The sequence below is a fragment of the Emergencia timonensis genome, from assembly GCF_900086585.1.
Lineage (GTDB): Bacteria > Bacillota > Clostridia > Peptostreptococcales > Anaerovoracaceae > Senimuribacter > Senimuribacter timonensis.
Genome location: NZ_FLKM01000009.1, coordinates 1,069,027 through 1,084,338, shown reverse-complemented (window position 1 = coordinate 1,084,338; position 15,312 = coordinate 1,069,027). Strand labels below are relative to the sequence as shown.

General features: G+C 45.1%; 16 protein-coding genes. 2 read left to right on the top strand and 14 right to left on the bottom strand.

Translation table 11 applies throughout. The features are described from left to right. Positions 1 to 21 precede the first annotated feature (21 nt). From BN6539_RS15970 to BN6539_RS15950, 5 genes are read right to left on the bottom strand one after another with little or no spacing between them, the layout of a single operon-like run. On the bottom strand, positions 22 to 624 hold the full coding sequence (locus tag BN6539_RS15970) for a TIGR04100 family radical SAM protein (RefSeq protein WP_067540820.1): 603 nt from the start codon (positions 622 to 624) through the stop codon (positions 22 to 24). After that, entirely contained in the window at positions 617 to 1,456 is an 840-nt protein-coding gene (locus BN6539_RS15965) for a YihY/virulence factor BrkB family protein (RefSeq protein ID WP_067540817.1), read from the bottom strand. The genes BN6539_RS15970 and BN6539_RS15965 overlap by 8 nt, the downstream gene beginning before the upstream one ends. 5 nt (positions 1,457 to 1,461) lie before the next feature. Next, positions 1,462 to 2,061 carry an XTP/dITP diphosphatase gene (locus BN6539_RS15960; protein ID WP_067540814.1) on the bottom strand — a complete coding sequence of 200 codons (600 nt, stop codon included), beginning with the start codon at positions 2,059 to 2,061 and terminating at the stop codon, positions 1,462 to 1,464. A 34-nt stretch (positions 2,062 to 2,095) separates the two neighbouring features. Beyond that, positions 2,096 to 2,803 carry a ribonuclease PH gene (gene rph, locus BN6539_RS15955; RefSeq protein WP_067540811.1) on the bottom strand — a complete coding sequence of 236 codons (708 nt, stop codon included), beginning with the start codon at positions 2,801 to 2,803 and terminating at the stop codon, positions 2,096 to 2,098. A 52-nt stretch (positions 2,804 to 2,855) separates the two neighbouring features. Further along, a complete protein-coding gene (locus BN6539_RS15950) occupies positions 2,856 to 3,401 on the bottom strand; it encodes a manganese efflux pump MntP (protein ID WP_067540808.1) in 546 nt (181 codons plus the stop codon). Between the two features lie 936 nt (positions 3,402 to 4,337). Between BN6539_RS15950 and BN6539_RS15945 the strand changes: the two genes are divergently transcribed. Both BN6539_RS15945 and BN6539_RS21960 read left to right on the top strand, forming a co-directional pair. After that, entirely contained in the window at positions 4,338 to 5,249 is a 912-nt protein-coding gene (locus BN6539_RS15945) for a D-2-hydroxyacid dehydrogenase (RefSeq protein WP_067540805.1), read from the top strand. Positions 5,250 to 5,694: 445 nt separating this feature from the next. After that, complete coding sequence (locus BN6539_RS21960; protein ID WP_074038137.1) at positions 5,695 to 5,874, top strand: DUF4368 domain-containing protein; 180 nt, start codon at positions 5,695 to 5,697, stop codon at positions 5,872 to 5,874. A gap of 97 nt (positions 5,875 to 5,971) precedes the next feature. On the opposite strand, the gene BN6539_RS15940 is transcribed toward BN6539_RS21960, so the two are convergent. The 9 genes from BN6539_RS15940 to BN6539_RS15900 are packed head-to-tail and all read right to left on the bottom strand — an operon-like array spanning position 5,972 to position 15,073. After that, complete coding sequence (locus BN6539_RS15940) at positions 5,972 to 6,733, bottom strand: creatininase family protein (protein ID WP_067540802.1); 762 nt, start codon at positions 6,731 to 6,733, stop codon at positions 5,972 to 5,974. Then, on the bottom strand, positions 6,733 to 8,256 hold the full coding sequence (locus BN6539_RS15935; RefSeq protein ID WP_067540799.1) for an ABC transporter substrate-binding protein: 1,524 nt from the start codon (positions 8,254 to 8,256) through the stop codon (positions 6,733 to 6,735). The genes BN6539_RS15940 and BN6539_RS15935 overlap by 1 nt, the downstream gene beginning before the upstream one ends. Positions 8,257 to 8,306: 50 nt before the next feature. Then, on the bottom strand, positions 8,307 to 9,317 hold the full coding sequence (locus tag BN6539_RS15930) for an ABC transporter ATP-binding protein (RefSeq protein WP_330385097.1): 1,011 nt from the start codon (positions 9,315 to 9,317) through the stop codon (positions 8,307 to 8,309). Beyond that, positions 9,271 to 10,269, bottom strand: coding sequence for an ABC transporter ATP-binding protein (locus BN6539_RS15925; protein ID WP_067540794.1), 999 nt, complete (start codon positions 10,267 to 10,269; stop codon positions 9,271 to 9,273). The genes BN6539_RS15930 and BN6539_RS15925 overlap by 47 nt, the downstream gene beginning before the upstream one ends. A gap of 21 nt (positions 10,270 to 10,290) precedes the next feature. Then, a complete protein-coding gene (locus BN6539_RS15920) occupies positions 10,291 to 11,196 on the bottom strand; it encodes an ABC transporter permease (protein ID WP_242869426.1) in 906 nt (301 codons plus the stop codon). Beyond that, positions 11,171 to 12,154 carry an ABC transporter permease gene (locus tag BN6539_RS15915; RefSeq protein WP_067540791.1) on the bottom strand — a complete coding sequence of 328 codons (984 nt, stop codon included), beginning with the start codon at positions 12,152 to 12,154 and terminating at the stop codon, positions 11,171 to 11,173. The genes BN6539_RS15920 and BN6539_RS15915 overlap by 26 nt, the downstream gene beginning before the upstream one ends. Positions 12,155 to 12,158: 4 nt before the next feature. Continuing rightward, complete coding sequence (gene iadA / locus BN6539_RS15910) at positions 12,159 to 13,304, bottom strand: beta-aspartyl-peptidase (RefSeq protein ID WP_067540788.1); 1,146 nt, start codon at positions 13,302 to 13,304, stop codon at positions 12,159 to 12,161. 26 nt (positions 13,305 to 13,330) lie between these two features. After that, positions 13,331 to 14,239, bottom strand: coding sequence for a MurR/RpiR family transcriptional regulator (locus tag BN6539_RS15905; RefSeq protein WP_067540784.1), 909 nt, complete (start codon positions 14,237 to 14,239; stop codon positions 13,331 to 13,333). A gap of 27 nt (positions 14,240 to 14,266) precedes the next feature. Next, complete coding sequence (locus BN6539_RS15900; RefSeq protein ID WP_067540781.1) at positions 14,267 to 15,073, bottom strand: Nif3-like dinuclear metal center hexameric protein; 807 nt, start codon at positions 15,071 to 15,073, stop codon at positions 14,267 to 14,269. Positions 15,074 to 15,312 lie beyond the last annotated feature (239 nt).

Sequence of the window (15,312 nt, the reverse complement as noted above, 5' to 3'; positions counted from 1 at the left end):
ATGTATTTCCTTTCCGTCATTCTACCTGACCCTCAGAGTTACGCCCAAGTCAGAAGCAATTTTGCGGCAGGCGCGGACGTCTTCTTCGGGAATCACATTAACTACTGACATGGCGACACTGGGAACATATTTCTGCACATCTTTCGTAAAGTCTAATATGGCGTCAAAAGCCCTGTCGCCAAACTCCGGATGACAGAGCGCTGTGTACTTGGCAGCATTGCACTGATTCAAGCTGACTGAAACCGCATCGATGATGCCGGCCAGTTCTTTTGCTGTTTCTCGGCCATGAATCATATCCGCAAGACCATTAGTGTTAATCCTGACCTTCAGGTGCGTATGATCTTTCACATACTTTGCTATCGTCAGCAAATCCGCAAGACGAACCGTCGGCTCGCCGTAACCGCAAAAGACCAATTCATCATACTGCGACAATTCCCAGCCTTGCAACATCTCAATGACCTCTTCGGCACTAGGTTCCCGCTGTAGCCAGAGAGAATCAGCCGATCCCAGCGAATCGGTCATTGTCCTGATGCAGAACTCACATCTGCACGGACATCGATTGGTAATGTTTGCGTACAGGCCTCTTCCATAGTCGTACAAAACATCTCCGATTTCCTCATACATTCAGAACACCTTCTTCCTTCGTATCTTTCCATACCTTATTGAACAAAATACCGAGGCATAACACCCACGAAAGAAAATAAAACCAAAACAGCAATGCGACAAAACTAGCTAAAGAACCGTAGATGATATTGTAGTTAGCCAGATTCTCCGCATAAATGGAGTAGATGATAGTTACTACTAACATGCCAATCGCGCCAAAGATACTGCCTGGTACGATTTCCCTAAACTTCAGTTTTTCGTTCGGCAAAACATAATAATTATACGAGACCATCAGAAAATAGAGGGTACCGGCAATCGGCCATCTGAGGTATGTCCACAAAGTATCAATCATCGTTCCCTCTATAATATGACCGAATACGGCCTGTAAAATCAATCTTCCGTATACAGGTATAATAGCAACGAAGGCCAGCGTAAATAAGGTCAAGGCCATGGTCTTCAGTGATCTGATTCTTTCTCTCCAGAAGCTGCCCGTCGTCCTTCCGCTGGTATAGGTGTAGTTTGCAATCCGCATCATGGAAAACTGCGCTCTCGATGCGGCCCACAGCGCCATGATAATCATGACAATATTGGAGGTAGCTGCAGAAGTCTTACCACTATCCTGTAAAATTTCTTTTAATGAACCTGCCATCTCGGGTAAAACATTGGCCTTTACCCAGTCGTCCAGAAAGTCAAGCGGTATTTCCAGGACGCCAAGAAGCTGTGACAGTACCGTCAACGTAGGTACCAGAGACAACATGATAAAAAAAGACATCTGCGCCGCAAATCCCTGATAGTAGGGATCTCTAAACTGTTTAATTCCCAGGACCACCATTTTGGCAAATCTTGATTTCATAGAATTTAAGAATTCCTTTCTTCCAGTAATCGTTCTAATGCAGCCAGCGCTTTCGCTCTATGGCTGATCTGATTCTTTTCCTCTGGAAGCAGCTGGGCAAAGGTGCGCTGAAATCCGTCTGGAACAAAGAGGGGGTCGTAACCGAAGCCGTGTTCTCCTACCGGGGTATCGATGATATGACCCTCGCACTCGCCTCTGGCCACTAAAGACGTTCCATCAGGGAAAACCATGGTGATAACAGATACGAACTTCGCTCTTCTCTCTTTATAGGGTACGCCTTCCAGGAGTGAAATCAGTTTTTCATTGTTCTTTGTATCATTGCAGTCTTCCCCGGCAAATCTGGCTGAATATACGCCCGGCGCTCCCCCGAGGTAGTCGACCATAAGGCCGGAATCGTCGGCGATAGTCGTCTTGCCGCACATCTTCCTAATTTCATCGGCTTTTTTGAAAGAGTTTTCTTCGAAGGTTTCTCCGTCTTCTTCAATTTCTACCTTTGGTATTCCCGCTTCGTCTCTTGAAATAATTGTCATTCCAAACTTTTTCGTGATTGCTTCGATTTCTACAATTTTGTGTTGGTTTCTCGAAGCTGCAATAATCGTGTCCATAACTGCTCCTTTTTTCTTTCTTAATTACTTAATATTATTCACATAATAACGCTTTTTGAATCTCATGAAGTTTGCTGCATCCCTTACTTCCCAAATCCAATAATTCTAGTAACTCTGTCTTTGAAAATGGCGACTCTTCGCCAGTTCCCTGTATCTCAATATATTCTCCCCTGTCAGTCATAACGACGTTCATATCCACCTTGGCCTGAGAGTCCTCGGCGTAACAAAGATCCAGCAAGGTTTCCCCCTCGACGATTCCGACACTGACTGCAGAAACATATCCGGTTACCGGCAATTGGTCAATCAGTCCCTGGTCTTTCATCCATTTCATGGCCTGCACCATTGCAACATAAGCGCCGGTGATAGAAGCCGTCCTGGTTCCCCCGTCTGCCTGTATGACGTCGCAATCAATCCAGATAGTTCTTTCTCCCAGTTTCTCCATATCTACGACAGATCGCAGCGACCGCCCGATTAAGCGCTGTATTTCTACTGATCTTCCATCCGCTTTCCCTTTTTCTCTCTTTTTTCTGGTTCCAGTTGATCCAGGCAGCATAGCATATTCAGCCGTCACCCAGCCTTTCCCTGTCCCTGCAAGATGCTTTGCTGTAGACTCCTCTACAGAAGCCGTGCAAATCACCTTCGTGTTTCCCATCTCTATCAAAACAGAACCCTGCGGACTCATAAGATAATGATCTGTAATCTTTACGGTTCTTGTTTCGTCAAATTTTCTGTCTGTCCTCATATAAATTCTCCTCAATACTTAAATGCCTCTCGAAAAATGGCTATTCTGTGTCTTATAACAGTCCTTTAATTCCTATGATAATCAAAATGACGCCTCCAAGGAACTCAGCTTTGTTTTCAAATAGGTCTCCAAATTTCTTGCCGATCACAATGGCGCCTGCTACCATAAATGCAGTTATGATTGCAATAATCGATACTGCAGGTAAAATATCCACACAGATAGCACAAAATCCCACGCCAACAGCAAAAGCATCAATGCTGGTTGCTATAGCCTGAAAGATCAAAACTGTCATCGTCAGGATCTTGCTTTCTGTCGCTTCCCTCTCTTTTGACAAGCTTTCTTTCATCATGTTTCCGCCGATTACCGCCAATATGGCGAATATCACAATTCCACTATATTTCATGATAATGCCCGCAAAAAGCGTACCTGCATAAAAACCAAACAAAGGCATGATTCCCTGAAATATACCGAAAAGCAACGGCATTGATATGTAATTGCTTATAGAAAGCTTCTTGTATACCATTCCATTGGTCATTGCCACGGAGGCAGCGTCCATGGCAAGCCCAACACCTATAAGCGAAATCTCAAATAACCCCATACTTCACTTCCTTAAATTGATCTAAAACGGACAAAGCACCTCCCCGAGGCGCACCATTCCCTCAAATAAGTCTATTTTAAAAGCAATAGGATTATACCATGTGCATTCCTTTGAATATAGAATCGGAACACATGATTCAATAAACGCTTCCTTGCGGCAACGCCGTTTAATTATGGCGTTTATTATAACACATGCACCCTATAAAAATAGAATAAAGCATGTGTTTCAATGTTTCCCTCATTGCGGCAACGCCGTAATAAATATAGGAAACATTATACCATGACGATACCTTTGAATATAGAATCGGAACACATGATTCAATAAACGCTTCCTTGCGGCAACGCAATGGGTAAAATTACCCAGCAGAAATATTTAAAAGATATTATAACATTTTCCAACGTCAACCGCAAGTTTTAGGCAGATTACAAATTTGAACCTTTTGAGGGCTTTAAGCAAAGTAATATTCCCCTATTTTTTATCAACTGCTCGCCTGCGAACTTTTTCGTTTTGTAAAAAACGTGTGCATGACGGAGCGTCGCTCCTATGCACTCATGTCGCCCACAGGGGGCGACGCTTCGTAAGGCACGTTCTTTGCCTTTTCGCCCCAGCTTTAGCTGGTCTGGCGAAACGGACAGCGAAAGGCGCGTTAGCGACTAGCGGAGTGAGCAAGGCGAACGATGAAACATACGGAAATGCGTCCTTCGGATGATATTTCCTATGTTATAAAATTAGCATGGCGGAATGCAAAAGATGTAAGATTGTGGTATAATGATTCCACAATCCTACGACGTTGTCGCAGGGAAGGAATCATTGAATCATGACTTCCGATTCTATTTTTAAAGGTATCGTCATGGTATAATGTTTCCACAATCCTACGACGTTGTCGCACTGACTGATATCGTATTTAGTATTATGAATCAAGGAGTAATAAATACAATGAAATTAATAATTTTAGATGGTTATTCAATTAATCCCGGTGATCTCTCCTGGGCGCCTATTGAAGCAATCGCAACCTTTCATAGTTATGACCGAAGCAGGCAGGATGAAATCGTCTCTCGCATCGGCGATAGCGACGGTTTTTTTGTCAGCAACTGTGAAATCAGCAGAAAGACGATGGAGGCCTGTCCTAACCTAAAATTTATCGGTGTAACTGCCACAGGCTACAACCATGTTGATATTGAGGCGGCAAAGGAACTCGGCATTGCAGTCTGTCATGTTCCCGCCTACTCTACAGAAGCCGTTGCCCAGCATACTTTTGCCTTGATTTTGGAACTGACAAACCTTGCCGGCAGATATAACGCCGCCATACAAGCAGGCAGATGGTACAAAAGCAACGACTTCACCTTTAATGCGGGTTCGCTTACACTGTTAGATGGCAAGTCATTGGGCATCATCGGCTATGGAAACATCGGCAGAAGAGTGGCGCGGATCGGAGAAGCCTTCGGCATGAAAATAAACATCTACAGCCAGGAAAGAGAGGCGGCGATAAAATCTGACTTTATCACTCTTCACTGCCCGCTGACACCGGAAACCGAAGGTTTCATTAATAAAGCTTTCATCAGTCAGATGAGAGACGGCGCGTTTTTAATTAATACCGCACGAGGGGCATTGATTAATGAACAGGACTTAGCTGATGCGCTAAAGTCAGGCAAATTAGCAGCTGCCGCTCTGGATGTCATCTCTGCAGAACCACCTGCCGCGCCTCACCCTTTGATCGGACTTTCCAACTGCATTTTGACTCCCCATATCGCTTGGATGCCAAGGGAGACGAGACAGAAAGTCATCAACATCTGTGCAGACAACCTGAACAGCTACCTGAGCGGCGGAAATCTGAACCGAATCGTATAATTCATTTTTATACTTATTAAAATAGAAAACGCTCTTATGGCGGACACCCAATAAGTCAGATTGGGCAGTCGATGAGCGGAATGTGACAAGAAAAGAGGTCTATCGGCGGTAAGCCGATAGACCTCTTTTACGTCCAGCGTGTGATACGCTCTGCCAACCTTTTCCGGACACACTTTTGTGCAGGATGCACGCAAACATTGCAAAAAGTACAAAATGGTCGTGGCGCTTTTGTTCCGGGATCAGAAGTTATAAGTCTGTCAGTGTTGTCAAGCTGTAACGACAAATGTCGTAAAACACATAATCTAATACAAATCCTAATTTGTCCAGTTCACCTTATCCGCCAAAGGCATGCTTGTTATTTTCTCTTCCCCCTCTTTGACACATCGGTTTTCGCCAGTGCGTTTTTTTGAGCAACCCGGGTCAGCCACTGTTTTGCTTTCTCTCAATGGTCAAGACGTACACCGAGAAAGAAAAGCTGACACCCGCCATCTTAAACGAGTTTGTGGAAAAGATCATCGTCCGCACTCCTGATAAGAGGACTGGTAAACGGGTGCAGCAGGTTGAAATCAGCCATAACTGTACCGGTATGATTGACTTACTAAGGTGCCAACGAAACAAATACTAAAACGGCATAGCCAAAAAATGGACTATGCCGCTTGCTGAAACAATACTTCTTTATTGGAGCCGCCTATTTGAACAGTCCTCTTTTTTACGCCATAATTCTATAGCAGCACCATCTGAGGTAAGTTTTTAATAAAATCGCCGATATAATCAGCTACCGCAGTGAGCATTTCCTGCCCCCATGCGGCAGTGGCGTCTTTTGGATCATCTGGGCCGATCCACCCGTTTGTGGTGTATCGGGTTACTTCTCTTGGAATTGGAATCCCAACTCCTTTAAATTCAATCTGGTCAAAACCTATCGTCGGAAATTGGTCACCCAAGTCGTTAATCAACTCCATAGAGCGGATATGGTCAGTCTTTACCAAGTCAGGATTTACTGCTAACATAGCTGCCGTTTCTTCGCCGCCGCCATGACCTCCTGCCCACTTCGGATTTAACTGTCCAGCCATAACCCACCAATTCAGTTGCACGCCCAAGGCGCCTCTTTTGTTCAATTCAATACAAACACGATTTAGAGTCGGAATGTTTCCACCATGTCCATTGAGAAAGAGAATCTTCTTCGCCCCATGTTGAAGGAGTCCCTCTGTGATGCGGGTCAAAAGCATATACATGCAGTCCTCTCCAATGGAAATCGTTCCTGGAAAAGATGTCATATCCTCACATACACCATAAGGGATTCCTGGCGCAGCGACCACTTCAGTCCGCTCTTCAATCATAGAGAGAAGTTTCTCTGGAATCAGCGTATCGACACCGAGAACGTTATGACTTCCGTGGCTCTCCAGGCATCCGATGGTCAGAATCACTGTGTCGTTTTCCTGAAAATACTGTTCTGTCTCCCAATCAGTCATTTCATTCAGTCTCATTACTCTGTTACCTCTACATTGCGTAAGCGGTGGTAGCCGTTAGGATCTGCGACAAAACCTTTTACATTCTTTGTAGCTCCTACATTTACGCTGTCATAGTAAAGCGGAATATATGGCGATAAGTCTCCCAGCAGAACCTCCAGTTTGTCATAGTATTCCTGTCTCTTTTCCGGATCTGCAGTCTGCCTTGCAGCCACAACGAGCTTATCTACCTCGTCATTCTTGATGAATGCATCATTTCCAGGATAACCGGTCTGGCTGGAGTGGAACAGTGAATAATAAGTATAGTCCGCATCCCCAGTTACACATACCCATGCACTGAGGGACATTTCGTGGGAACCAGTTCCCAATTCGTCGATCCAAGTTCCATATTCTTTCACCTGTATATTACATTTGATGCCGATTTCTTTCAGCTGGCTCTGAATGACCTGGCAAATTTCATTTTTCACAGAGTCGTCTGTGACAGAAAGTGTACATTTAAAGCCGTCAGGATAGCCTGCTTCTTTCATCAGCTTCTTCGCTTTTTCCAGATTATGTTCATAAAAAACAACTTTTTTAGAGAAACCAAATGCATTTGGCGGAATTACGGAATCAGCCGGTTCGCCTGCACCGTATAACATCGTCTCTACAATCGCCTCTTTGTCAACGGCATATCTAATTGCCTGTCTCACTCTCTTATCAGAGAAGAGCTTATTTTCACCGTTGACGGTCAGATAGGACACACTCTGGGAGGATGCTTTGAACAACTGTAAATTGTCATCTTCCTCTACTCTCTTTGAGTCATTGGCTGATACTGCATATGCCAGATCCGCTTCTCCCGTTTCAATGGCGATCACTCTCTGGGAAGCTTCTGGAACGACTCTCATCTCTAAATTCGCAGTCTTCGGTGCACCGAGGAAGTAATCTTCATTTGCAGCCATTTTTGCATATTCGCCTTGTTTCCATTCAACAAATTTGTACGGTCCTGTTCCCACAGGATTCAGCTGGAAGGCATCTTCGTCAGCCTCTACCACGTGTTTAGGCACGATGGCAGTAAACGGAACCGTCAAACTGGAGAGCAATGGGGAATACGGCTCTTTGGTCTTTATGATTACCTTGTAATCTCCATCCGCTTTTACTTCACTGATCGCATCTACAACGTAAGAAACGTAGTTAGACTTCCTCGCTCTGTTGATCGAATACACCACGTCTTCCGCAGTCATTGGCTCGCCGTCATGGAATTTTACATCTTCGCGGAGTTTGAATTCCCAAGTTTTGTCGTCGATCTGCTTAAAACTTTCTGCTAGGGATGGTGCCGGTTCGTTGTTCTCGTCCATGACCAGCAATGTGTCAAACATCTGACTGGTTACGGTCACTGCCGGCGTCTCTTTACCGACATGAGGATCAAGAGACGTCACATCTGCTGCCTGCACCCATACCAAAGTATCTTTCAGTGCGCCATCAGAAGATCCTCCGCCACCTCCGCATCCGACGATGCCAAAAGCCAGACAGAAAATCATTGCAAGGGCTAATAATTTCTTCATGATCTTTCCTCCTTAATGGTTCTTAATTTATTTCAACCATGAGAGCAATCTCAATCATTGATCTCATGAATGCGAACACACGCTACAAAATGTTCATGCTCGTACTCCGTCAAAGGAATATCCTCTCCGGTACAGCTTTCTGTCGCATAAATACAACGCTTTGCAAAACGGCAGCCAGCTTCTGGTTCGATGGGAGAACTGAGTTCTCCTTTCAAGATAATTCGTTCCATCTGTACATCTGGGTCAGGCACTGGGATGGCTGACAGCAAAGCTTTGGTGTATGGATGAAGGGGCTTTTCAAATAACTGCTGTACATTGCAGTACTCCACCATCGTTCCCAGATACATGACCATGATTTTGTTGGCCAGGTGTTTTACTACTGACAAATCATGGGTGATAAACAGATACGTCAATCCCATCTCTTTCTGTAAATCCTGCATTAAGTTCAGAATTTGTGCCTGGATTGAAACATCCAGGGCAGAGACAGGTTCATCGCAGACGATAAACTGCGGGTTCAGGGACAACGCTCTGGCAATGCCGATTCTCTGCCTCCGTCCTCCATCCAGCTCGTGTGGATAAGAGTTTACAAAACGTGAAGCCAGACCGACCAGATCCATCATTTCCTCGACTTTTTTGTTCAAAGCATTCTTGTCATTTTTCTTGATGATACCTTGAATGATCAGCGGCAGCGCTATAGACTGACTTACTGTCATTCTGGGATTCAGCGATGAAAAGGGATCTTGGAAAATCAACTGCATGTGCTTTTTCAGTTCCTTCATCTGCCTATTGTTGTATTTGAGGATATTTTCACCTTGGAACAGCACTTCTCCTGCAGTCGGGTCATTGAGCCTGAGAACCGCTCTGCCTAAAGTGGATTTTCCACAACCTGACTCTCCTACAACGCCGAGCGTCTCTCCTGCGTTGATGTCGAAGCTTACGTCATCTACTGCATGAAGCTGTCCGGCATTGGTAGCGAAATATTTCTTAAGGTGTTTCACCTCCAATAGCTTTTCCTTACTCATGGCCTTCTGCTCCTTCCCATAGGTCGTTCTCTTCTGCATAACGGTGGCAGCACACAGTATGTCCATCTTTTAATTCAATATTGACAGGTATCTGCGTCAGACAAATCTCTTTTGCATATTTGCATCTGGGGTGAAATTTACATCCCTGAGGAAGATTTGCCGGATCAGGCATCAAACCCTCTATGGGCTTCAGGCGATTCACCGCTTCGTGAAGCTTGGGAATGGAATTGAACAGTCCTTCTGTATAGGGGTGAAGACTGTTTTTAAAAATTTCCCGCAGGCTGCCATATTCTATAATCTCTCCAGCATACATAATCGCTACATATTCGCAGTTCTGTGCGACAACACCTAAGTCATGGGTAATCAAAAGCAAGGACGTACCTAGTTTCTCTCGCAGATTCTTTATCAGATCCAGCACCTGCGCCTGTATCGTTACATCCAGGGCCGTGGTCGGTTCGTCTGCGACGAGCAGATTGGGATTGCAGGCCAAAGCAATGGCGATAACCACCCTTTGCTTCATGCCTCCAGAAAATTGATGAGGATAATCCTCTGCGCGCTGCGGATCTATGCCTACCATGGTTAACATACTTTTCATCTTTTCCTCTGCTTCTGCAGATGAAACTTTCTCATGGACGGCGATAACCTCTGAAATCTGCTTACCTATGGTCATAACTGGATTCAGAGCCGTCATAGGGTCCTGGAAAATCATAGAAATGTCATTTCCTCGAATTTTGCACATTTCCTCTTCACTGATAGCGGTCAAATCTTTTCCATTATAGAATATCTGGCCACTGACAATGCGTCCTGGCGGCCACTGGATCAATCTCAAGATGGATTTTGCCAGGGTCGTTTTTCCTGCGCCGGTCTCTCCGACCAGTCCTACCGCTGCACCCTGTCTAAGAGACAGATTGACAGAGTTCACTGCTTCCACTACGCCATCCTCTGTCTCATATCTGACAATCAGGTCTTTTATTTCTAAAATATTGTCCATACAAATTATCCTTCTCTATTATTAATTCTTTAATTTGGGGTCCAGAGCATCGCGCAGACCGTCTCCGATGATATTCAGCGCCAATATTGTAATCAAGATAACCAGACCTGGAAAAACGGTAATATGCCATGCATCTCGAATATATCCGCGGGCATTGGTCAGCATGGCGCCCCATTCAGGAAGGGGCGGCTGAATTCCCAGTCCCAGGAACGATAATCCAGCAATCGAGAGGATCGCACCCGCAATAGCCATTGTAACCTCTACAATCAGCGGTGCCATCGCATTGGGCAGGATTTGGCTGAATATAATATTTCGATCTGTCGCTCCAACCGCTTTTGCCGCTTCAACAAACTCCCTTTCTCTGATGGTCATCACAGAAGCTCTCGTGATACGGGCAAACTCTGGCACATAACCGATTGCGATGGAAATCAGCACATTTACCAAACCCGGCCCCAGAGCGGCGACAATGGCAATGGCAAGGAGCATATATGGCAGCGATAAGACTACGTCCATAAACCGCATAATCACATTGTCCACCTTGCCGCCATAGTAACCTGCTACAGCGCCGATGACGGTTCCAAGGATTCCTGCCGCTAATACAGCAGCCACACTCATGAACAGGGAATATCTGGTACCCCATAAAATCCTCAATAAGATGTCTCTGCCGAATTCATCCAGACCCAGAACATGTTCACTGCTTGGTGGAACAAAACGCTGACTCAGATCCTGGCTGATTACCAGTGAATCGTAAATTTTATCGTCCGTTACCCAGTCGATGATTAAGGTTGACACACCGGTTAACGCCAGGAGGAGAAGAAAGACCAGGCTGATGATCGCCATTTTGTTCTTCTTGAATCTTCGCCATGCATCCGCCCACAGAGATCGGCTCTTGGTTGTGCTGTTATCTTGCAAAGCTTTTCTTAACACGTTTCTTCCTCCCTCCCATACTGCTGTATTGCGCTTTAATTCTCGGATCAACATAAGCGTAAAGAATATCCACCAGTAAATTGACTACGGAGTACATGAGGGCCAGAAACATGGCCGAACCCAGCACCATAGGCATATCCTTCGCTTTGATGGACTCGATCATAAACCTGCCCAGACCAGGCCAGGAGAAAATGGTTTCCGTCAAAGCTGCACCGCCAAGAAGCATTCCGAACTGAAGTCCTATAATTGTTACAATCGGTATTAATGCATTCTTAAACATGTGATACTTTGTAATATAGTTTTCTTTTAAGCCTTTCGCCCTGGCTGTATCTATGTAATCCTGCCGCATGGACTCCAGCATGCTGCTTCGAGTCATACGCATAATACTGGCCGCACAGCCGGTTCCCAGGGTTAATGCCGGCAAAATCAAACTGGTCAAAAGCTCTATACCTTGTCCCATTCCAGAGGGTGGGAGCCACCCTAAGGTCAGTGAGAAAAGCATGACCAGCAGTAAGCCAAGCCAGAAGTTTGGCATTGCAACACCGATCAAGCCTAAAACAGTTGCGATGTTGTCAACCCAGGTATACTGTTTCTTCGCCGATAGAATCCCGATGGGTACGCCGATGAGAATCGCTACCACTATGCCTGCAATGGATAAAATCACCGTATTAGGGAAGTAGCCGAGTACCTGAGGTAAAACCTCCAGTTTCGTCTTCCAGGAGACCCCAAAATCTCCCTGCAGAGCATCCGCCATGTAGTCGAAATACCTGACAAACAAGTTGTGATCCAGTCCCAGCTCCTGCCGCATAGCTTCAATGCTTTCCTGGGAGGCCTGCTGTCCTAGAATCATTCTCGTCGGATCGCCGGGAGAAACTGCAAGAATGAAGAATACCAAGAAGGATACGCCGATCAGAACCGGGATCATCATCAATATTCTTTTGATTACGTACTTATACATCTGTCTATGCCTCCTCTGTACATAAAGGAATATCTTCAAAGGTTCCTTTTGCAAGCAGCTTCTTGTTTCTCATCATCAGTTTCCCTTTGGCCATAACGGTGTCAACATGCAGATTCTCGTCCAAAAGAACAAGATCTCCGTGGCTGCCTGGCAGCAATGCTCCTTTCTCCGGATACAGATTGAGAGCTTTTGCTACGTTGCTGGTAATCAGCGCTATGGCTGTTTCGATCGGAACGTCGAAGTCCACGATGAGATTCCTGATCAGTTGGTAAAGAGGTTTCATTCCTCCTACCTTTACGTCCACAATTTCTTTTTGGTCATTCCACACCGGAATGCTGCCATTGGAATCTGAGCTTACCGTCATATGCTCGATGCCTGACTTACAAATCACATCATAAAGTTCATCAGCTTTATCCGGCTCTGCTGTAAAATCAGCCCATCCTCCCATCTCCATAAATTCCATAGCTTCTTTGAGATGACAGTCCATATGAGTCGGCCTGAAATGGGTAATTGGAATTCCCTCCTCTCTGACGATTTCCATGATATCTTTCAGCTTGTTTCCAACGCCTCCAACATGAATATGTAGGACGCCTGGTTTCCCTGCAATCAGTGAAGCCATACGAATATCAGAAACCAACCGAATCAATTCTTCTTTTGTCGGATGAGAACAACGATGATCGGAAACAGCCAGCTTACAGCCGAGAATTTCGTCGATGTATACGATATCCTTGTCCACCGATCCAGTCAATGTAACGGAAGGGTATACGTAAGCACCGGTCAGACAGTAGGCTGTAATGCCTTCATTCTTCAAGGCTTTCGTCTTGGAAACCAGATTCTCAACACTTTTCGTGTAGGAGTCCGTGCCTAAAAGTCCTACCAGAGTAGTGACCCCTGCATTGATTACCGTCGACAGCATCAGCTCCGGTGTTCTGGTATGAAATCCTCCCTCACCGCCTCCACCGGTTACGTGTACGTGCTGGTCGATGAACCCTGGCACCACGGTTTTTCCCGATCCGTCAATCTCCTTGATTGTTGGAATCTGCGGGTTTAAATCTTTCCCTACCGCCGCTATGCGGTCGTTGACGACCAAAACGTCATTGATTCCTTTCGGCTGCGGATCGTAGACAACAGCATTCTTAATTAAATACATTCACAAACCTCCTAATAATCAATCTATTAAAGCAATTCTTCTGAAGTCTTTTCCTCATTATAGAGATATTCGTGCTCATAGGCAGGAACCGTTGCATGTTTGAAGAAGTCCTCTACCAACTTTACTTTGTCATTATAGGCACGGAACGCATCTTTGTTCTGCAGGATGTACATCGATGCAATAATATCGGACACCGCCATCAAAGATGCGATGGAATTGTGGAAGACCATATTGTCCGAATTACACAGCAGTACATGGCTGGCGTTTTTTACAATTGGCGAGGTCATCTTGTCTGTGATGGCTAGAAGGTCGCCGCCCGCACTGGCCAGATAGTCGGAAATAGCTACCGTCTGTGCTGAATAAAAAGGAAGGGTAATCAAAATGAAGATATCCTTTTTGGTAAAGTGGGTCAGAGCATTTAGGACCTCAGAGTAGTTGCTTACGTCAATCAGATTTACCCTTGCCCCTGAGTCTCTCAGTTTATCGTGGAGGTTGGTGGCAATGGTCAAAGACGCTTCGTGTCCGCAGATGTAGATATGATCCACGCTGCTGAGGGCGTCTACAAAACGAAACAATTCACCTGTGTCAATATTTTCAAGGGTGCTGTCTACCAGCTTCCTCTGATTTTCCATCAAATTATTCAGCATCCCCTCATCAGCATCATATTGTTCGGAGGAAGTCTCCAGCTTTTTATTCCAGGACATGCGGTCTTGCATATATCCGCTGATGGCCTTCTTTATGCCCACAAAGCTCTGAAAGTCCGTCTTTTTACAGAAGCTGAGAACGGTCGTCTCTGTCACGCCGACTTCTTCAGCCAGCTTCTTTAAAGATAAGAAGCAGACTGAGTCAGGATTCTCCAAAATGTATGTGGCGACCTTGGCTTGGGTCTTAGTCAGGCTAGGTAAGACTGCCTGTATTTCTTTCAATGCGTTCATGTGATATCTCCTTTTCTGTTTCTCCCTTTATAGATCTGTTAAAAGTGGAGTTTCTTCGATAAATTCCGCACCCATCCCTCGATGTTCAAAGAATCTGCACATGGATATCAATGCAAATTTCTCGGTCGAATAATGGCCTGCAGACAGAATATTGATGTGACATGCTTTGGCCGCCTCATGAGAAGGAGCAAACCAGTCCGCCTTTGGTGTTCCAACCCCTGTCAGAAGCAGTCCTACACCAGCTTCAGCCAAATACGGGTAAATCTCCGTTCCTTCTGCACCGCCTGCGATGATGGCAATTTTTCCATCCATAAGCAAATCGCCCCCATAGGGATAGAGCTTACATCTGTGCTTCACAGCATGAGATGTACGATTTTGCAGCTCATGGGCTGTCTCAAAATCTCCGAAACAAATCAATCCCATAACAGCCCCGCCTTCCTCGAAGAACTGTCCATATGGTACAGCGCCGATGGTCTTTGCTAGGCTGATACTTGGAGAATACGGATTGATCTGATCCAGCGGCAGATGGAGGTTAAAGTGGCTGATGCCGCTAGCCTTCATGAACTCTTTCTCTTCCTGTGAAAAATAAATTGGCGGTTCTGTTTCCTCATGCTGTGCTCCAGGGTGGTGGGTAAAAAGCAAGCAATTATGTGCTTGTTTTTCTTTCAGCTTCTGCAGCACTTCCTTGCTGGAAAAGGTAGCCGTATAGATTTTCTCGAAATATGCCGTGTTGTCTGCAAGCAGACCATTGGCTGCCATATCATCGTATTTCTCAGGTTGGAAAAAGTCTTCCAGCAAGCGATACACTTTTTTTGCAGCGTCCACATTTTTCATAGTGTATACTCCATTTATTGTATATTTTTATAGCAAACACTTTATTTTTTAACATCATAGCATAATAGTTCGACATTTTCAACACTTTTTCGACAATTCTATATTTTTTTATTTTTCAATTTATTTGTCCGTTCACACTTATTTACACTGCAAAAATGTGGATGCGCCGCTCCGGTAGAAAACTCTGGGTTTAAAAAGAAAACGGTATAGCTTTTCAGCTATACCGCTCACAGGCAATA